The 18,931-nt window shown below is 69.0% G+C and carries 16 protein-coding genes; 12 read left to right on the top strand and 4 right to left on the bottom strand.

Going from position 1 to position 18,931, the window contains the following annotated elements; all coding sequences use genetic code 11:
- Positions 1-92 precede the first annotated feature (92 nt).
- Positions 93-1,007 (top strand): SDR family oxidoreductase, encoded by a 915-nt coding sequence (locus tag ACQPZZ_RS36420; RefSeq protein WP_432926616.1) that lies wholly within the window; start codon positions 93-95, stop codon positions 1,005-1,007.
- A gap of 41 nt (positions 1,008-1,048) precedes the next feature.
- On the opposite strand, the gene ACQPZZ_RS36415 is transcribed toward ACQPZZ_RS36420, so the two are convergent.
- Entirely contained in the window at positions 1,049-2,128 is a 1,080-nt protein-coding gene (locus tag ACQPZZ_RS36415) for a cellulose binding domain-containing protein (RefSeq protein WP_432926614.1), read from the bottom strand.
- Between the two features lie 773 nt (positions 2,129-2,901).
- Here ACQPZZ_RS36415 and ACQPZZ_RS36410 point away from each other — a divergent pair.
- The 11 genes from ACQPZZ_RS36410 (at position 2,902) to ACQPZZ_RS36360 (ending at position 15,072) form a co-directional block, all read left to right on the top strand.
- A complete protein-coding gene (locus ACQPZZ_RS36410; RefSeq protein ID WP_432926612.1) occupies positions 2,902-4,296 on the top strand; it encodes a cytochrome P450 in 1,395 nt (464 codons plus the stop codon).
- On the top strand, positions 4,271-5,176 hold the full coding sequence (locus ACQPZZ_RS36405) for a terpene synthase family protein (protein WP_432926610.1): 906 nt from the start codon (positions 4,271-4,273) through the stop codon (positions 5,174-5,176). The genes ACQPZZ_RS36410 and ACQPZZ_RS36405 overlap by 26 nt, the downstream gene beginning before the upstream one ends.
- On the top strand, positions 5,173-6,783 hold the full coding sequence (locus ACQPZZ_RS36400) for a prenyltransferase/squalene oxidase repeat-containing protein (RefSeq protein ID WP_432926608.1): 1,611 nt from the start codon (positions 5,173-5,175) through the stop codon (positions 6,781-6,783). The genes ACQPZZ_RS36405 and ACQPZZ_RS36400 overlap by 4 nt, the downstream gene beginning before the upstream one ends.
- A gap of 253 nt (positions 6,784-7,036) precedes the next feature.
- Complete coding sequence (locus tag ACQPZZ_RS36395) at positions 7,037-9,325, top strand: sensor histidine kinase (protein WP_432934662.1); 2,289 nt, start codon at positions 7,037-7,039, stop codon at positions 9,323-9,325.
- Positions 9,322-9,756 (top strand): roadblock/LC7 domain-containing protein, encoded by a 435-nt coding sequence (locus ACQPZZ_RS36390; RefSeq protein ID WP_363643571.1) that lies wholly within the window; start codon positions 9,322-9,324, stop codon positions 9,754-9,756. The genes ACQPZZ_RS36395 and ACQPZZ_RS36390 overlap by 4 nt, the downstream gene beginning before the upstream one ends.
- Complete coding sequence (locus ACQPZZ_RS36385; RefSeq protein WP_363643573.1) at positions 9,753-10,127, top strand: DUF742 domain-containing protein; 375 nt, start codon at positions 9,753-9,755, stop codon at positions 10,125-10,127. The genes ACQPZZ_RS36390 and ACQPZZ_RS36385 overlap by 4 nt, the downstream gene beginning before the upstream one ends.
- Positions 10,108-10,707 (top strand): GTP-binding protein, encoded by a 600-nt coding sequence (locus ACQPZZ_RS36380; RefSeq protein ID WP_363643575.1) that lies wholly within the window; start codon positions 10,108-10,110, stop codon positions 10,705-10,707. Before ACQPZZ_RS36385 ends, ACQPZZ_RS36380 begins: the two co-directional genes overlap by 20 nt.
- A 371-nt stretch (positions 10,708-11,078) precedes the next feature.
- Entirely contained in the window at positions 11,079-12,365 is a 1,287-nt protein-coding gene (locus ACQPZZ_RS36375; protein ID WP_432926605.1) for an extracellular solute-binding protein, read from the top strand.
- A 7-nt stretch (positions 12,366-12,372) separates the two neighbouring features.
- Positions 12,373-13,299, top strand: coding sequence for a carbohydrate ABC transporter permease (locus ACQPZZ_RS36370; protein ID WP_363643579.1), 927 nt, complete (start codon positions 12,373-12,375; stop codon positions 13,297-13,299).
- Complete coding sequence (locus ACQPZZ_RS36365; RefSeq protein WP_432926602.1) at positions 13,296-14,153, top strand: carbohydrate ABC transporter permease; 858 nt, start codon at positions 13,296-13,298, stop codon at positions 14,151-14,153. Before ACQPZZ_RS36370 ends, ACQPZZ_RS36365 begins: the two co-directional genes overlap by 4 nt.
- Before the next feature lie 97 nt (positions 14,154-14,250).
- Positions 14,251-15,072, top strand: coding sequence for a GNAT family N-acetyltransferase (locus ACQPZZ_RS36360; RefSeq protein ID WP_432926600.1), 822 nt, complete (start codon positions 14,251-14,253; stop codon positions 15,070-15,072).
- 113 nt (positions 15,073-15,185) lie between these two features.
- Here the strand turns inward: ACQPZZ_RS36360 and ACQPZZ_RS36355 are convergent, their stop codons facing one another.
- From ACQPZZ_RS36355 to ACQPZZ_RS36345, 3 genes are all read right to left on the bottom strand, one after another.
- Positions 15,186-15,830 carry a hypothetical protein gene (locus tag ACQPZZ_RS36355; RefSeq protein WP_432926598.1) on the bottom strand — a complete coding sequence of 215 codons (645 nt, stop codon included), beginning with the start codon at positions 15,828-15,830 and terminating at the stop codon, positions 15,186-15,188.
- Positions 15,831-15,985: 155 nt separating this feature from the next.
- Positions 15,986-18,151, bottom strand: coding sequence for a multicopper oxidase family protein (locus ACQPZZ_RS36350; RefSeq protein WP_432926596.1), 2,166 nt, complete (start codon positions 18,149-18,151; stop codon positions 15,986-15,988).
- Positions 18,148-18,603 carry a DUF6220 domain-containing protein gene (locus tag ACQPZZ_RS36345; RefSeq protein WP_363643589.1) on the bottom strand — a complete coding sequence of 152 codons (456 nt, stop codon included), beginning with the start codon at positions 18,601-18,603 and terminating at the stop codon, positions 18,148-18,150. Before ACQPZZ_RS36345 ends, ACQPZZ_RS36350 begins: the two co-directional genes overlap by 4 nt.
- Positions 18,604-18,931 lie beyond the last annotated feature (328 nt).

The raw sequence follows: 18,931 nt of genomic DNA, 5'->3' as shown, positions 1-18,931 counted from the left end.
GCACCCTAGCTGAAAGCACGCGCTGCCCCCAGAGATCGCGGCCAAGCCGCGGGCCCCGTTTTTGTCGGTGGCGTGTGCCAGCATGGCGTCTCATGACGGACAGCCTGGAGGGGAAGGTCGCACTGGTCGCCGGGGCGACCCGGGGAGCGGGCCGCGGCATCGCGGTCGAGCTGGGCGCGGCGGGGGCGACGGTCTACGTGACCGGCCGCAGCACCCGCGAGCGGCGCTCGGAGATGAACCGGCCGGAGACGATCGAGGAGACGGCCGAGCTGGTCACCGCCGCCGGCGGGCGGGGCATCGCGGTGCCGGTGGACCACCTCGACCGCGAGCAGGTGCGGGCCCTCGTCGAGCGGATCGACGCCGAGCAGGGCGCGCTCGACGTGCTGGTCAACGACATCTGGGGTGGCGAGCTGCTGTTCAGCTGGAAGGACCGGCTCTGGGAGCACTCGCTCGACGACGGCCTGCGCATCCTGCGGCTGGCGATCGACACGCACATCATCACCAGCCACTACGCGCTGCCGCTGCTGATCCGCAAGCCGGGCGGACTGGTGGTCGAGGTCACCGACGGCACGGCGGAGTACAACGCGGCCAACTATCGCGTCTCGTTCTTCTACGACCTCGCGAAGACGTCCGTGAACCGCATGGCGTTCGCCCAGGCCAAGGAGCTGGCGCCGCACGGCGCGACCGCGGTGTCGCTCACGCCGGGCTGGCTCCGTTCGGAGATCATGCTGGGGCACTACGGCGTGACGGAGGCCAACTGGCGCGACGCGCTGGACCGGCAGCCGCACTTCGCCATCTCCGAGTCCCCGGCCTTCGTGGGCCGCGCCGTGGCGGCCCTGGCCGCCGATCCGGAGGTGACCCGCTGGAACGGGCAGTCGCTGTCCAGTGGCCAACTGGCTCAGGTGTACGGCTTCACCGATGTGGACGGCAGCCGGCCGGACTGCTGGCGATACATGGTGGAGGTCCAGGACCGCGGCCTCCCGGCCGACGTCACCGGCTATCGGTGAGGCCGGCCCGGAGGCCGAGTGATCCGATGAACCCGACCGGGTCAGGCGGCCGCGCAGGCGGGCACGGGGGCGGGGTTGGAGCCGTTCCAGGAGGCGATGAAACCGAAGGTGACGCTCGCGCCGGCGCCGAGGGAGCCGTTCCAGCTTTCGTTCTTCACGGTCACCTTCGCCCCGCTCTGTGTGGCCGTGCCGCCCCACGCCTGGGTCACCTGCTGCCCGCCGGCGAAGGTCCAGGTCACGGTCCAGCCGCGGGTGGGAGCGGCACCGGTGTTCTTGACCGTGACCTCACCCTGGAAGCCGCCGCCCCACTGGTTGGTGATCGTGTAGGTCGCGGTGCAGCCCGCGGAACCCGGCGAGGGTGACGGGGACGGCGTGGGCGACGGGCTCGGGCTGGTGCTCGGACTGGTGTTCGGGCTGGGGGACGGCTGGGCGCCGCCGAGCAGCGCCGACAGAGCGGGATACCACTTGTCCGCCATCTTCTGGTTGCCGCTGTCGTTGGGGTGCACCCCGTCGTAGGTGTCCGTGCTCGTGCTGAAGCCGGTCCACTGGTCGACGACCACGATCGGGGAGGCCGCCGTGGTCTTCGAGGCGGCCCAGCCCGGGATCGCGTTGTTCAGGGCGACGGCCCGCTGGGCGCACTCGGGGCAGGTGCCCGGGTTCATCGGGATGATCTGGGCGACCAGGATCTTCATGGTCGGGTTGCTCGCCCGCATCTGGTCCACGAGTTTGCCGTAGGCCGCGAGGATCGTCGCGGTGGGTTTGTTGCTCCACACGTCGTTGGTGCCGAAGTGCATCATCACGATGTCGGGACGGGTCGCCGAGAGCCAGGCCGGGAGCTGGTTCTGGTCGGCGACGTTGGTGACGAGATAGCCGCCGTGGCCCTCGTTGTCGCCGTCGTACGGCACTCCGCACCCCTGCGCGGGCAGCGTGCCCACCATGTCGATGCCGGTGAAGCCGCCGTTCTGCAGCTTGTTCCACAGCAGGGCCCGCCAGCAGCCGGGTGAACCGGTGATCGAGTCGCCCAGGGGCATGATCCGCACGGCGGCCGCTTCGGCGGGCCGGGCGACGAGCAGCCCGAGCACCAGGAGCAGGGCCGCCACCAAGGCACTTCTCTTCGACATCGCACTCTCCCTCGTCCTGTCCGGCGCGATGGTAGGCAGCGCGTGTCGCCCGGCCCAGGGACGAGGCGCGGGAGAAGTCCTGACCAGTGGGGATGCATGTACGGTTCATCCGATGACCCACGGCGCGGGCGGGCATCGCTTCCGGCCCGTGGGCCTCCGCCGACAGACCGGCCGCTGCCGTGCCCGGCGAGGGGGACGGTGCCGTGTTCCCCCGCCCGGCAGGAGCGAATATGCTGCTCAGGGTTAACTTTCCGCACGTCACCGAGAGGATTCGGTCCCCATGTACAAGGAGTTCCTCGGCGAGGTCGTGGTGTGGCTGATCCCCATCGTCATCCTCGTGGGCATCGCGCTGCTGGTGACCAGCCACTCCTGACGACGCGTCGTGAAGGGCCGGGCCGCGAGGCCCGGCCCTTCTGTTACCCCACGTCACGCCATCCTTGCCCGTCAGGTAATGCTCCCCATGGCAGAGTCTGCCTAAAGCGGCACAGAAGTGTCACTTGCCTGCGTTGTTGATCAATCAGCGTGCACTATGTGATACTTCGCGAGTGACATCACCGGGGCCGATATAGCTCGTCACCGCGAGAGATGAGGTGTGAGGGAACGGGCGCAGTTCTTCGCAGGCGCTTGCCGACTGTCTGAGCAGAGCCGAGAAAGTAATCCACGTCCGCGCAGTTGACGGGCACGGCGAGCAGTCCTGGAATGTGCCGACGGACGCCTGCGCCTGGAATTTTCCCTGCTGCGTGGACACGCGTTAGCAGGTGGGGGCACCCGTAATGCCGACCGAAACCGCCTCCGAGCCCGCTCGGAGTGCCAGAACCATTCCTCTCCGTCACGTTCTCCCTTCGCTCCTCCGCGACCCCGTCAACGCTCTCGTCGAGATCGGGGCGACCTCCGGGGGCGAGATCGTCCGGCTCAATCTGGGTCCCTTCCGTCCGTACCTGGTCACCCATCCGGACCACATTCAGCAGATTCTGCGCAGCAATTCCGCCAGCTATGCCCGCGACGGCGTCTTCTGGCGGCCTTTACGGCGCTTCTTCGGCGACAGCATCGTGTCGGACGGTCAGGAATGGAAGCGGAGTCGAAAAGTGCTCCAGCCGATTTTCACGGCTCGGCACGTAGATTCGCTGACTGAGCGAATGGCGGGCGTGATCGCCGATGAAGTCGAGGCATGGAGTGGGAAGCTCGACATCGGGCAGCCGATTGACATGGCGGGTCCCATCAACCGCACGGTGACCAGGACGATCGTCCAAACATTCTTCGGCGACAAGGTGACCATGGCGGAGGCCGAGCGACTGGTCACCGCCCTTGACTCGATCGGCACCTCCGTAGTCTTCCGGTTTCTTCTGCCGTTCGTGCCCGAGTGGGTGCCGATGCCGGGGGACGCAGCCTTTCGGGACGCCGTACGGAAATTCGACGAGGTGTTCTTCCCGCTCGCACAGAAGTACCGGGGAAACGACGGCAGTGAGGACATCGTCTCGGTCCTTTGCCGTGCGCAGGAATTGGACGGCCGCAAACCCAGCCATCAGTGGATTCGTGACAATCTCGTCTCGATGTTCGCCAGCGGGATAGAGACCACGGCCTCCGCCCTCACGTGGGTGTGGCCCATCCTCTCCGCCAACCCGGACGTCGCGGCCCGACTGTACGCGGAGATCGACGAGGTCGTGGGCGGCGGGCGCGTGACTGGCGCCCACCTCGCCGAGCTCCCCTACATGAAGCGCGTCATCCAGGAGATGCTGCGCCTGCACCCGGTGGCCTGGGTCTTCAACCGACTGGTCATGACCCCGCAGACCGTGGGCGGGGTGGCGCTGCGGCGCGGTGACACGGTGCTCCTCAGTCCGTACGCCACTCACCGCCTGGAGACGTTCTGGGACCGCCCGTACGAGTTCGACCCTGACCGCTTCACAGCGGACCGAGTCCGGGGCCGGCACCGATACGCCTACTTCCCCTTCGGCGGCGGCCCGCACATGTGTATCGGCATGCACCTGTTCGAAATCGAGGCGCAGCTCATCATCGGTAACATCCTCGGCCGGTTCCGTCCGGTCTCGTGCGATCCGCAGATCGTCACTCCTCGGATCGGGGCCTCGCTACGTCCCCGCGAGCAGGTCCAGGTCATGCTGCGTCCCGCCGCCGAGTGTGAGAAAGATGGATATGAACCAGTACCCCGGTGAGATCGACGAGCTCCGGGCGGCCGAGCTGTTGGGCACGACTGTCGCCGTGGCAGCGTTGTCCCAGCGCGACCTGCAGGAGTGCGGCACAACCTATTCGAGCCTGTTCCCGGACGATCCCTTCGATGTCACGCTCTTCAACGCCGTCGCGCTTGCCAACGCATTCGGCGCGCCGTGGCTGAGCTTCGAACAGCTCAGGATCGCCAACCGCACCTCACTGTGGATCTTCGCGGTGGACTGGCTGATTGACTACAAGGCGGACTCGCGCGCCCAAGTGGACGACGTGGCGCGCCGGATCCTCGCGGTCGCCGACGGTGCGTCTCCCGACGACCCACTGACACGGTTCCTCGCGGACATACGGGACGAACTGGCCACCGCCCCCGGGTACGCGCAGTGGGGCTCGGCGTGGCGCGACCAAGTGGAACGGCTGCTTGTCGCCAGCGCGCGGGAGTGGGACTGGAAGGCGGCACGGGCCGCCGGCGACAACTCGGCGCTCCCTTCGTTTGAGGAGTACCTCGACAACGCTGACAACTACGGCTCCAGCCTGGTCAACATCGGCCACTGGATCTACAACGGGGACCTTGCCGCGCTGGCCCACTTCGACGAGTTGCGCGCCGCCGGTGACGAGGTGCAGCGGATACTCCGCCTGCTCAACGACCTCGCGACGTACGAGCGCGACCTGACCTGGGGCGATCTCAACTCCCAGATGCTAGGCGTCGGCCGGGAGCAGGTGCTGGCCCGCGTTGCCGAACTCATCGACAACTGCCGCAAGCTCCTGGAGCCGCTGCGCGACGCCTGTCCGCGCGAGGTCACCTACCTGGAGCGGCAGATCGGCTACAGCTTGGGTTTCTACGGCATCACCGACTATTGGGGACGGCTGTGAGTAATGACGAGCTGACCCACGTGGTGACACGAGAGCGCGATGAGGTGGCGATCGCGGCTGGCGAGCTGATATCCGGGCTTATATTCCGGCCCTGGGGCACAGTCTCCCCGTCCTTGTACGAGACGGGACGGATGGTCACCCTGGCTCCCTGGCTCACCGGTCACACCGCGCGCGTGCAATACCTTCTGGACGCCCAGCAACTTGACGGTGGCTGGGGCCAGGTCGAGGGCTATCGGCTGGTGCCCACGCTGAGCGCGACCGAGGCGATCCTGTCCGCGCTCACGGGCGGCGAGCCGGGCGTCGATGGGGAGGCCCTCGCGGCGGCTGCGGTCCGAGGGCTGCGCCTCCTGTTCGCTTGGTTGAACGAGGATCCCGCGCCGGCCCTGCCCGACATGCCGGCGATCGAGCTCATCGTGCCCTCGCTGGTTGATCTCATCAACGTCCGTCTTGACAGCCTGGGCGAGGCCACTGGTGCTCTTCCGGGCATGCCCCGTGGGCGGCTGCGGATTCCGTCAGGCTGCGACGACCGGCAGCTTGAAATGATCAGGTCCCGAATCAGGTCGGGCTCGGACGTGCCGGAGAAGCTGCTCCACGCCCTGGAGGTGGCCGGGGACGCGGCCGCCGGAGCTCCCGCCGTGCGTCCCACCTCCATCGGGACGGTCGGCGGGTCGCCCGCTGCCGCGGCGGCCTGGCTCGGGGAACGTGGCAGGCTCGATCCCGCTGATCCCGTCCGCCGGCATCTGGAGGCGGTCGTCATGCGGCACGGCGGCCCGGTGCCCGTCGGCTTCCCCATCACCGCCTTCGAGCGGAGCTGGGTGCTGAGCGTGCTTGCCCGCGCCCGGGTGCCCTTCGAGGTGCCGCCCGAGATGCTGGCGGATCTCAGGGCGATGATCGGCCCGACCGGCGCTCCCGCCGGGCCGGGGCTGCCGTCGGACGCCGATACGACGTCCGTGGCCCTGTACGCGTTAGCGCTGCTGGGCTCGCCGTGCGATCCAGGTGTCCTTGCGGCGTTCGAGACGGGCACACACTATTGCACCTGGCCCGGGGAGCAAGGCTTCTCGGTCAGCGTCAACGCCCACGTGCTGGACGCCTTCGGGCAGTACGTCGCCTGCCGTCCCCGCGAGATGGCGCGGTATCGTCCCGCGATACGCAAGCTGTCCGCGCTGCTGCGCGACCACCAGGCGGCGGACGGCAGCTGGACCGACCGATGGCACGCCTCGCCGTTCTACGCCACCCTGTGCTGTGCCCTCGCCTTGAACGAGTTCGGCGGCGAGCAGTCGGCCGACGCCGTGCGCGCGGCCGTCCGATGGGTGCTGGACGGCCAGCGAGAGGACGGCTCCTGGGGCTGGTGGGAGGGCACCGCCGAGGAGACGGCTTACGCGCTGCATATCCTGCTCATGACGGAGGCGCGGGCGGACGCCCGGAGCCGGGATGCGGCAGCCCGGGGCTATCGATACCTTCTTGAAGCCGATCTGGCGGACGCCCTGCCGCTCTGGCACGACAAGGACCTCTACCTTCCCGTCGCAATTGTGCGCGCCGCCGTCCTGGCCGCGTTTCAGCTCGTTCGCCGGCAGTTGGTTGTCTCGGACCCCTACGCTCACCTATGATCTTGGTACCCCGTGACATGTGTCGAATTTATATGACCTTTTGGGGGCTTATCGGAATGTGTTGAGATCGCTTGACAGTGTTTGCTAGGGTATCGGAGCCTGACGCAGCGATTTGTGCTCGGCTATCAGCACACATAACAGCCGACGATAGTTAATCGCCTGGATACACGCTGCGGTCCCTTCGATATTTGCTGGGTGAATGTCTATGCGGTTCCGCAATTCACGTGTCCGAACGAAGGTCACGGCCTTGCTGGTGTCGCTTACAGCGCTGTGGGCATTCGCCGCCTGGGTGACCGTCCGGGATGGCGTGAACCTGCTGTGGGTGGCCGTCTACAACAACGGATTGGTGAAACCCGGTGAGACCCTCCTGCTCGAACTACAGCAGGAGCGACGGCTTTCCGCGGTTCACGTGGGCAACCCGTCACTCGCCGACCGCCAGACGCTGGCCGTCCAGCGCGCGCACACGAACGCCGCGGTGGCTGAGTTCCGAGCCCTGGCCAGCGCCGGAGACGTCAAGTTCGCGTCAAGTGAGGCGCTGGACAAACGCATCGCCGAGGTCTTCCGCCAGCTCGATGACCTGGGTTCCGGCCGCAAGGCGATCGACGAGGGGCGAGTGGACGCCCTCCAGGCGATCGGCGTGTACACCGAGGTCATCGACTCCTTCTACCGGATGTACGACTCGCTGGCCGTACTTGATGACGAGCAGATCGCCAAGGACACCCGGACCATCACGAAACTGAACCGGGCCCGCGAATTCCTGTCGCAGGAGGACGCGGTGCTGTCGGGCGCGCTCGCGGCCGGGCGGTTCGGCGGTGGTCAGCCCAGACAGTTTGTCCAGTTGGTCGGCCTCCAGCGCTTCTACACAATGGACGGGACGGCCGAGCTGCCGCGGGCGGACATGCAAACGCACGAGGAGTTGGCCAAGAGCGCTAATTCCGTTCGCCTGCGCCAAATGGAAGATCTCGTCATGCAGACGGGGCGTGCGCAGGGTGCCCCGCCGGTCACCTACGAGCAGTGGACCCCGGTGGTCAAGGCGGCCCTGGACGCGCGGATCGCGGCCGTCCACAAGGCGGGTGACGCGCTGGTCGATCGGGCCACGTCCGTGTCGGTCGCCGTCGTCGCCCGTCTCCTGCTGGCCGGTGTGCTCGGCCTGGTGGCGGTCATCGCGTCGATCATCCTGTCGGTCACCACGGCGCGGGCGCTGGTGCGTCAGCTGGAGAAGCTGCGCGAGGCCGCGCTCGAACTGGCCAACGAGCGGCTGCCCGGCGTGGTCGCCCGCCTCGCGCAGGGGGAGAAGGTCGACGTCAAGGCGGAGGCGCCGCCGCTGGACTTCGGCCCCGACGTCATCGGCCAGGTGGGCGCGGCGTTCAACACCGTGCAGGAGACCGCCATCCGCACCGCCGTCGAGGAGGCCCAGCTCCGGCAGAGCATCCGCGACATCCTGCTCAGCCTCGCCCGGCGTACGCAGTCGCTGGTGCACCGCCAGCTCACGCTGCTCGACGTCATGGAGCGGCGCGAGTCGGACCCGGCGGAGCTGAAGGACCTGTTCCGCATCGACCACCTCGCCACCCGCATGCGGCGCAACGCCGAGAACCTGATCGTTCTGGCCGGGGCGTCCCCCGCCCGTGCCTGGCGGCGCTCGGTGCCGATGGTCGACGTCGTGCGCGGCGCGCTGGCCGAGGTCGAGGACTACACCCGCGTCACCGTGATACCGATGGGGCAGACCGCGCTCAACGGACGCGCGGTCGGCGACGTCATCCACCTGCTCGCCGAGCTGATCGAGAACGCGGTGTCGTTCTCCCCGCCGTACACGACGGTGCAGGTGGGCGGCCAGACGGTGGCCAGCGGGTACGCGATCGAGATCGAGGACCGCGGCCTCGGGATGAGCGCCGAGGACCTGGAGGCGACCAACCAGCGGATCGCCGACCCGCCCGAGTTCAACCTGTCGAGCACCGCCCGGCTCGGCCTGTACGTCGTCAGCCGCCTGGCCGAGCGGCACGGCATCAAGGTGTCGCTCAAGGCGTCGCCGTACGGGGGCACGACCGCGGTCGTGCTGCTGCCGCGCGATCTCGTCATCGAGGGCGGGGAGGACCTGCCCGAGGAGGAAACCGGTTCCGGTCTCGCGCGGCGGAGCCGCGGGGGCAGGAGGATCGCGCTGGTCGGCGCGCCCGGAGCGGGTCCCGAACCAGTTCAGGAGGTGGTTCCCGTGCCGAGGGCTCCCGAGCCGCCCCGGCTCGTGCCGAGCGCCCCGCTCCCCGGTGGCGATGGGGTCTCCGGTGACGATGGACTGTCCGGCGGCAACGGGCCGGACGAGCCCGTGCCCACGGCCGGGTTCACTCCGTCGGGCCTGCCGTTCCGGGTGCCGCAGGCCAACCTCGCTCCCGCACTCGCCGAGGAGCCGAGGCGCCGGGGCGAGACGGAGGACGAAGAGGACCGCTCGCCGGAGGACATTCGCAAGATCATGGGCTCGTTCCAGTCGGGGACGAGGCGCGGCAGATCCGAGGCGGCGAAGCTGCTAACTGACGAGGAGGACAACCTGTGACGCAGAAGACCGCGGCCTCCGCGGACCTCGCCTGGTTGCTCGACGACCTCGTCGCGAGGGTCCGCGAGGTCGAGCACGGGATCGTGCTGTCCACCGACGGCCTGCTGCTGGCCGGCTCGCGGGGACTTCACGTGGAGGACGCCGAGCATCTGTCCGCCGTCGCCTCCGGCCTGCAGAGCCTGGCGCGAAGCGTCGGCGAGCGCTTCCAGGGCGGCTCCGTACGGCAGACCATCGTGGAGATGAAGTCGGCCTTCCTGATCGTGACCGTGGCGGGTGAGGGCGCCTGTCTGGCCGTGCTGTGCGCGGGAGACGCCGACGTCGGCCTGGTGGCGTATGAGATGGCCATGCTCGTCGTCCGGGTCGGGCAGTACCTCACCTCACCCGCCCGGACCACGATCGACCGGACCACGGGGAGCGAGGTTCGCCTGTGAACTCCGAATGGAATCCGGACGAGGAGCGCTTACTCGACGCGCCGACCATCCGGCCGTACGTGATCGCACGTGGCCGTACGGAGGCGCAGGACCGTTTCGACCTCATCTCGCTCGCGGTGACGCTCCGGCCCACCACGGGAGCGGAGATCGGGCTGGACCCCGAGCACCAGGCGATCGTGCGGCTGTGCCGCAGGCCGACGTCGGTGGCCGAGATCGCGGCTCATCTGGATCTGCCGGCGGGGATCGTCCGGGTCCTCCTCGGTGATCTTTTCGACCGGGGCTTCGTGGCAGTGCAACAGCCTCAACCGGAGATGGACGTGCTCGACGAGCGGATGTACAAGGCGGTGCTCGATGGCCTTCGGGCGCTCTGACCCCCAGAAAACGCCTCCGAAGATGCCGAAGGCGATCAAACTGCTGATCGCCGGCGGCTTCGGGGTCGGCAAGACCACGATGGTCGGCGCGGTGTCGGAAATCCGGCCGCTGCGCACGGAGGAGACACTGACCGACCGCAGCGTCGGCGTGGACGACCTGTCCGGGATCGAGGCCAAGGCGACCACCACGGTCGCCATGGACTTCGGCCGGATCAGCATCGGCCAGGACTTCGTCCTCTATCTCTTCGGCACCCCCGGCCAGGAGCGGTTCTGGTTCGTCTGGGACGAGCTCGCGCAGGGGGCGCTCGGCGCGGTCGTGATGGCCGACACGCGCAGGCTCGCCGACTGTTTCCCCTCCGTCGACTACTTCGAGCGGCGCGGCACACCCTTCGTGGTCGCGGTCAACTGCTTCGAGGGCGCCCCGGTCTTCGCTCTGGACGAGGTCAAGCTCGCCCTCAACCTCGGTCAGGACGTGCCGATCATGCTGTGTGACGCGCGCAAGCGGGAATCGGGCAAGGAAGTCCTGATCGAACTCGTCAAGCACGCGTACGGGAAACGCCCGACCGCCGCCGCTCGCTGACCTTTCCGGCGGTTTCCCCAGGCACGAGGCCGTACGTTTCCTTCGCGCCGTGCCCAGCTTCCATGCTGGGCGCGGCGCTTTTTCTGTTATGTCCGATTCATCGACCGGACGACGCCGTTCCCGTCGGGCCGTCCGGCATGGACGACGACCTCATTCGGGTTTCGGCCGTCCGATAAATGCGCCGGATTGTTGGCTGTTTGTCTGGATTCTTTCGCGCGAGGCGGCTCGCTTTCCTTTCGGTGTGGACCGCGCGTAACAGCTACACAACAGCCGTTGATCTGAACGGAAGCGCCGCTGTAACGTACGCCACATCGCAGAAACTATCGGACAGTAGCCGAAAGTTTCGGTCGGAACCCAGAAGGGAAACCACCGTGAAGTTGAGTCGGCGAGGTGCGGCGCTCCTGGCGGCGTCGGCACTGGTCCTCGGGGGATGTGGTGGCAACGGGAGCGACGACGGCGAGAGCAAAAGCTCAGCCGGCGGCAAGGTGACGGTCGAGTTCTGGAACATCTGGACCAAGGACCCCCTGAAGACCTACGGCGTTCAGGCGATCAAGGATTTCGAGGCCGCGCACCCGAATATCACCATCAAGAACGTTCCCTACGAGAACGAGGCGTTCAAGGCGAAGCTGACGACGCTCACGCAGTCCGGCAAGGCGCCGGACATCTTCCAGACCTGGGGTGGCGGCGTGCTCGCCCAGCAGGTCGACGCGGGCCTGGTGAAGGACCTGACCGGGGACGCGGGCTCCTGGCTCGGCACCTTCACCGATGCCGCGCTGTCGGCGTACAAGGTCGAGGGCAAGCAGTACGCCATCCCGGACGACATCGGCATGGTGGGCTTCTGGTACAACAAGGCGCTGTTCAAGAAGGCCGGGATCGCCCAGCCCCCGGGGACCTGGTCGGAGCTCGTCGACGACGTCAAGAAGCTGAAGGACGCCGGGATCACCCCGATCGCCCTCGGTGGCAAGGACAAGTGGCCGGGGCACTACTACTGGGCGTACCTCGCCATGCGGATCGGCGGTCTCGACGCCCTCAAGCAGGCCGGTGAGACCAAGGACTTCACGGGTCCGGCCTTCGTGCAGGCGGGACAGAAGCTCAAGGAACTGGCCGGCCTCCAGCCGTTCCAGAAGGGCTACCTCGGCGCGACGTACGGCGACCCGGGCGGCCAGGCCGCCACGATGGGTGACGGCAAGGCCGCCATGGAGCTGATGGGCCAGTGGGCGCCCGCGGTCCAGAAGGACGCAGGCAAGGGCCTCGGCGACGACCTCGGCTTCTTCCCGTTCCCGGCGGTCGACGGCGGCAAGGGCGCGGTCACCGACGCTTTCGGCGGCGGTGGCGGTTACGCGATCGGCGCCGACGCCCCGGCGGAGGCGATCGAGTTCCTGAAGTTCCTCACCGAGAGCACCGAGCACCGCAAGCAGGTCGCGAGCGGCGGCGTGCTCCCGGTGCTGAAGGGCGAGGAGGACGCGGTCACCGACCCGAACCTGAGCGTGGTCGCCAAGAACCTCGCCGGGGCCACCGGGTTCCAGCTCTACCTCGACCAGGCGTACCCGCCGGCCGTCGGCCAGGAGGTCAACGACAGCGTGGCCGAGCTGATCGGCGGCACCAAGACGCCCGAACAGGTGACGCAGGCCATCACCGAAACGGCGAAGTCGGAGTAACTGTCGCGTGAAGACGACGAGACCCCGGAGCCACAGGCTCCGGGGGTTCACCAAAATCCTGCTGTTCCTGCTGCCGTCGCTCGTGCTCTTCTTCGGGCTCGTCGTGGCGCCGATCCTGCTCGCCTTCTACGCGAGCGTGTTCAAGTGGAACGGCATGCGGGGACTGCCCACCGATTTCATCGGCATGACCAACTTCACCCGCCTGCTGGCGGACGAGGTCTTCCTGGGCGACCTGTGGCGCGGCCTACTGCTGATCATCTTTTCGGTGGCGATCCAGCTTCCCCTCTCGCTGGGCATCGCCATGCTGCTCAACCAGAAAATCCACGGCCGGGCGTTCTTCCGCCTGCTGTTCTTCGCCCCGTACGTCCTGTCGGAGGCGATCACCGCGGTTCTGTTCATGATGATCCTGAAGCCCACGGACGGCCTGGCCAACTACATTCTGGGCTGGTTCGGGATCGACCCCCTCGACTGGTTCGCCGACCCGTCGACGGTCATGATGTCACTGTTCATCGTCATGACCTGGAAGTACTTCGGCTTCCACATGATCTTGTACATCGCCGGGCGCCAGGGCATCCCGAAGGAGCTCACCGAGGCCGCCCAGATCGACGGCGCGACGGGCTGGAAGACCTTCCGCTACGTCACGCTGCCGCTGCTCGGCCCGACGATCCGCATCAGCGTGTTCCTGTCGGTCATCGGTGCGATCCAGCTGTTCGACCTGGTCTGGATCATCACCGGCGGAGGGCCGTCGCACTCCTCCGAGACCATGGCCGTCACGATGTTCCAGTTCGGCTTCAAGCGCTTCCAGGTCGGCTACGCGAGCGCGATCAGTGTGGTGATGTTCTTCATCAGCCTCGTGTTCGCGCTCTTCTATCAGAGATACGTCATGCGCCGTGACCTCGAAGGAGCCTCCACCGTGCTGGGAGACCAGAGATGAGCGCAATTCGCCGCAGGCATTCCCCCACGTCGGGCGGCCCGCTGCGCAGCCTGTCCTTGCACGCCATCGTCGGGATCACGGCGTTGTTCGTCGGCATCCCCCTGCTGTACGGCGTGCTGGGCGGCTTCAAGACGACCCGGCAGCTTTCGAGCAACCCGATCGGCCTGCCCGACCCCTGGGTGCCGGAGAACTACACGGGCGTGCTGGCGTCGGGATCGTTCTGGCGCATGCTCTGGAACAGCACCTACATCGCGATTCTGACCACACTCATCGTCGTCGCGGTGTCCGCGCTGGCGGCCTTCGTGTTCGCCCGCTTCGCCTTCCGGGGGCGCGAGGCGCTGTTCACGATGTTCGCGGCGGGGCTGATGTTCCCGTTCGCGGTGGCGATCCTGCCGCTGTTCGTGCTGCTGCGCATGTTCGGGCTGCTCGACAACCCGCTCGGCGTGATCCTTCCGCAGGCCGCCTTCGGCATGCCGATGACGATCATCATTCTGCGCGGCTTCTTCCGGGCCATCCCCGGAGAGATCGAGGAGGCGGCGATCCTCGACGGGTGCTCCTCGTTCGGCTTCTTCTGGCGGATCCTGCTGCCGATGGCCCGCCCCGCGATCGCCACGGTCTCCGTGCTCGCGGTCGTCAACAGCTGGAACCAGTTCATGCTGCCGCTCGTGGTGTTCAGCGACGACAGCCTGTCCACCATCCCGCTGGGCGTCCAGCAGTTCCAGGGACAGTATTCGACCGACGTCGCGAAGGTCATGGCCTACATCGTGGTCGCGATGCTGCCCGCCCTCGGCTTCTACGCCGTGGCCGAGCGCCAGCTCGTCAGCGGCCTGACCGCGGGAGCGGTCAAGGGCTGACCCGATTACGTTCCCCTCCGGCGCCCCGGAGGGAACGTGAGGGCGAACGCGCCCTAAGGTGAACGAAACGAGGGGAGAAGCGCAGGGGGGAGCACCGATGGCGGAGCCGATCGTCCGTCCCGCGGCCGACGCCGACATGCCCGGTCTTCGCGCCGTCGCGAACAGCTTCGGCCTCCTGGGCATGTGGCCGGAGCAGCCGGACTTCGTGGACGCCGAACGCGAGTTCGGCGCGGTGGTCGTCGGCGAGGTGGACGGCACGATCGTGGGTTTCGGCGGCACGCTGCGCCGGGGGACGGTCACGCACCTCGGCGACCTGTTCGTCCTGCCGGACCACCAGTCGTCGGGGGTGGGCCGCGCCATCCTGTCCCGACTGCTGCCGCAAGGCACGCCCACGGTCACCTTCGCCTCCGCCGACAAGAGGGCGTTCGCGCTGTACGTCAGGAACGGGATGCGCCCGCGCTGCCCGCTGCTGTATCTCGAGCGGGGACCGCTCGGTGGCCGGCCCGCGTCACGAGGGAGCGGGCAGGCGCCGGGGGAGGCGGACGTCCGCGCGGCGGCGGCCATGGACGCCCACGTCTGCGGCGGGGACCGGGCCTCGACGCTGAGGTGGTTCGCCGGGCTGCCCGGCGTGACCCTGCACGTCAGCGGCTCGGGCTACGCGTTCGCCAGAACGGCCGGAGACGGAGTCGTCATCGGGCCGGCCGGGGGCGCGACCCCGCAGGACTGCGCCGACATCGTGCTGGAGGCGGCGAACGCCCATCCCGGCGCCGGCCCGGTGCACGTGGCGGTGCCCGGCACGCATCCGCTGCTGCCCCTGCTGCTCGACGAGGGCTGGCACATCGGAGACATGGACACGCTGATGACCAGCGAGGACTTCATGCGGCTCGACCGCTACGTTCCTCACCACGACCTCGGCTGAGGAGTGCGGGGCACGGCCTGGCGGGCCGGCGGCCCTCGTCCCCGGCCAGGGGGACACCGGGGACGAGGGCGACGGCCGGGGGGATGGGACGGGCCGGAGCATGCCGGCCCGGGTCACAGCCTCCGCAGATACCGGGCGGAGGCCCATCCGGGAACGCCGCCGGGGGTGTCCACGGCCACCCAGCCGTGGGCGGCGTCGCAGGCTCCCGCGACGTTCCCGTCGGCCCGCCGGAGCCTGCCGACGGGGGCGTGGTGGATGCCGGCGCCCTCGCGGACGTTGAGGAAACTGCCCTTGCGCACGTGCCGCAGCCGGTAGACGCACGAGAGCGAGGGCCGCCCGCTCAGGTCGAGCCTGTGGAGGAACCGGGCGGCGGCGAAACCCGACGTCCCACCGGCCGTCTTCACCGCGACCCAGCCGTGGGTGGCGGTGCAGGCCCCGGAGAAGCCTCCGTCGGCCGGCCGCAGCTTGGCGACGGGGGCGTGGTGGACGCCGGCGTCCTCGCGGACGTTGAGGAAGCCGCCCTTGCGCACGCCCCGCAGGCGGTAGGCGCACACGAGACCGGGCCCCTGCCAGGCAGTGTGCACGACCTGCCCGTACGGTCCCGAGGTGGTGGGTTCGCCGGGCCCGGGCGGCACGGCCCGGTTCGCGACGGCCGAGGTGGCCGGGCCCGCGAGGGCCGCCGCGGGGTGGCCTACGACGAACCACCCCGCGGCGGCCCATACCGCCAGAGCGGGAACGATGCTCTTGGGCACTCTCACGATCTCTCCCTTCGGTCGGCATCGCCCACGCCCGGCCGGGGGACCCGGGCCAGTGGTGCTCACCCGAGGTTCTGATCTGATTACCCAGCGTTTACACCTGTGAGGATTTCCCGCCTCGATTTTTTACTCGGCACACCGGGAAAAGGGTGATTCAGTCACCCGCTGTGCGCGCCGTGGAAGGGCGACGTCACCCCCTCGTACGCCAGGTGCAGCATCATCCCCTGATCGGCGTGGCTCAGGTTGTGGCAGTGGTTCATCCACAGCCCCGGATTGGTGGCGCGGAAGGCCACCTCCCACACCTCGCCGGGCCGTACGTCGAAGGTGTCGAGCCACAGAGGGCTGCCGGTGGGCGAGCGGCCGTCGCGCGAGAGCACGAGGACCCGGTGGCCGTGCAGGTGCCAGGGGTGGATGTCCCGGCCGCGGTTGACCACGGTCAGACGGACCAGGTCGCCCTCCCTGACGACTTCCGTGGGGACGTTGGGGAAGGCGAGGCCGTTCACCGTGTGCGCGTACATCGGCCGTCCGTTCGTCAGCGCCAGCCCCCGGTCGAGGACGAGCGTGAAGTTGCGGTCGAAGCGGCTCTGGGCCGAGTACGGCGTCGGTGCCGGGGCGCCGTACCGGGTGAGGTCGAGGTCCGGCCAGTCCGCAGTCTGACCGCCGGCGGCGGGAGCGGCGCCGGCGGACCCGTCACCCGTGTCCGCGCCGGACGACCCGCTCGCCGGGGTGAGCCGCACGGAGTCGGTGCGGTCGTCGATCCGCAGGACGGCGGGGCCCGGCGGCATCGTGAACGCGAGGTCGTATCGGCCGCCCGCCGCGAGCCGCAGGCCGGTCCGGCCGAGCGTGCCCGGGCCGTTCAGATCCGTCCCGTCCACCGCCACCAGCCGGTACGGCGTGCCCGACAGGGTGAACCGATGCGGCGTGTTGTCGGTGTTGATCAGGCGCAGCCGTACGGGCGTGCCGGGCGCGATCTGCCGGGCCAGAGGCTGGTCGCGGTCGCCCGTCACCGTCGTGCCGCCGAAGGTGTGCACGGGCAGGGTGAGGTCCGTTCCGGCGGCCGCGCCTTCCTTCGGCGTGACGACGAGCGTGCCGTAGAGCCCCATCCGGACGCCGAGGTCGGACACCTCGTGGGTGTGGTACCAGTACGTCCCCGCCTGGGCGGCGACGAAGCGGTAGACGAACTCCCCGCCCGGCGGCACGGCCTCCTGAGTGAGGCCGGGCACGCCGTCCTCACCCGAGGGCACGTCGTAGCCGTGCCAGTGCAGCGTCACCCCGGACGTGATGTCCGCGTTGCGGAGCCGCACTTCGATGAGGTCGCCCTGGACGGCGGTGATCGGCGGTCCGGGGACCTGCCCGTTGAAGGCCCACGCGGACACCTTGCGTCCCGAGGACAGCGTGATGGTCGCCGTACGGGCCGTCAGCTCGAACCGGCGCACGGAGCCGCCCGGTGGAGGCGCGGCCGGACCGCGCAGCGCGGTCACCGGACGGTCGGGGCCTGCGACGGCGGAGGCGGATTCCCCCGAGACGGAGTGAGTCTGGGAGGCGGGGTGCACACCGGAATGGGCGTCGGCGTGTGTGCCGGCGGCTGTGTCTGTGCCGGGGGCGGCGCGCACGTCGGTGTCGCCCATCGCGTGGGCCTGCGCGGCGCCCGCCGCGCTGATCCCTTCCGCGTTGGTTCCCTCCGCGCTGGTTCCCTGCGTGGTGGTCCCCTCCGTGGGGGGAACGAAAGCGAGGACCGCTCCGAGGACGGCGGCCACGGCGGTCGCCGCCGTCGCCGCCCGCAGCCTGGGAACGTGGGCGCTCATCGCTCTCCAGGTCACCAGCACGGCCCCCGCGACGAAGGCCAGGAGCAGGAGGGCGGAGCTCGCGTCCGCCGGATATCCGATGAGGAAGGTCTGCACGACTCCGGCCGCCGCCGCGTAGCCGGCGCCGAGCAGGGAGACCACCACCGCCGGAGCTCTGACGGCGTCCTGCGCGGGCGGGGCGGCGGAGTCACCCGGCCCGGCCGCGTCCGCCTCCCGGGAGGGGTTCACCCGCCGGGCGGCGCAGAACAGGCGCGGCCCGGCGAGCACGGCGGCGACGCCGCCCGCCGCGACGAGAAGCGGCAGGGCGACGAGGATCTTCTCCTGCACGAACCACCAACCGGCCCAGGACAGCGCGACGACGGACCCGATCCGGGCCAGTGACGCGACCATGGCCACGGCGTACAGGGCCGCGGCCGTCCTCGGACGGCGGGCCGCCGCGGCCACGCCCGCGCCCACCCACGCCGCCACGGTCAGGACCGAGACGACCAGGTCGAGCGCCATGAGCCGGTCGGTCGTCATGAGGCGCGAACCGGACGGCCCTCCGCGGCGGCCTCCGACGTAGCGGGCTTGGCCCACGCGAACTGTCGCGCGTCGCGGGACACGTGACCGGAGACGAACACGACCGCAAGGCCGTTGATGGCATGCAGGCCGAGGATCGCCAGGGAGAGCGGCGTGGTGTTGCCGGTGCTGTCGTCGAACAGGCCGCCGACCGCGATGATCAGCTCCTGCACGATGACCAGACCGATGGGCAGGATGGTCATCCCGATCATGCGTCCCGGCGCCTTGGCGATCGCCGCGGCGATGGTGGCCAGCAGCGAGACCACGGGGATGACCATCGTGCCGTTCATGCTGTGCAGGGAGAACGACGAGTCGTCATGCGGCTTGTCGAACGCACCGACTGCCGCGAGATATATCTGCACGATGGCGGCGACGAACATCAGCGTCGCCAGTACGGCGTAAACCTTGCGCACGCTCTTTGCTCCCTTCCTCCAGCGGATGGCGGTCGCGGGAATCCTGTCCCACGTGAGCCGGCGGCGTCGTCCCTCGTCGAGAGACACGTCGGCTACCGCTGGGGGAGTACGCGGGCACGCGTACCTTCCGTCCCCTGGCGGCGTCTCGATGATGGCCGCCGAGGGCCGTCGGCGTCGTCGCACACCGGAAGGCTCTCGTGTCTACCGCCGGGGGATCAGCGCCGTCCGCCGCTACCGCGACGGGAGTATGGTCACCCGGGCCGGTTTACGGTAAAGGCCGGGGTGATCGTCGGTGCGGCGGCCCGGGGTGATGCGCGCGGTGGGGCGA

The organism is Microbispora sp. CA-135349, from assembly GCF_050947365.1.
Taxonomy (GTDB): domain Bacteria; phylum Actinomycetota; class Actinomycetes; order Streptosporangiales; family Streptosporangiaceae; genus Microbispora.
This window is presented reverse-complemented; position numbering and strand designations above follow the sequence as displayed.